1 protein-coding gene is annotated in these 255 nt (G+C 36.9%); it reads left to right on the top strand.

All coding sequences use genetic code 11. The annotated features are described in order from the left end of the window. Positions 1–255: transposase (locus ACEN4L_RS13580; protein WP_407123693.1), on the top strand; the 255-nt coding region annotated here is incomplete at both ends.

The following is a 255-nucleotide window of genomic DNA, read 5'->3' as shown; positions in this document are numbered from 1 at the left end:
CAAGCAAAATCATGGAAGAAACCTCAAAGAGTAGTGATAAAATCGACACGCGATGGATTACTTTTTCGCCATGAATTTGTGACAACTAATCTTTCTACTGTTATTCGCAATGACCAAGTGTTTAAGACGTACCAAAACCGTGGGACTATGGAAAACTTTATTAAAGAAATCAAGTCAGGCTTCTATTTTGATAAAACAGATAGTTCTGCGTTTTTGACGAATGCCATCCGGATGACTATTAGCGGAATTGCTTAT

The organism is Desemzia sp. FAM 23988 (assembly GCF_045528365.1).
Lineage (GTDB): Bacteria > Bacillota > Bacilli > Lactobacillales > Carnobacteriaceae > Desemzia.
Note: the sequence above shows the minus strand (reverse complement) of the source record. Positions and strands in the feature narration are given on the sequence as shown.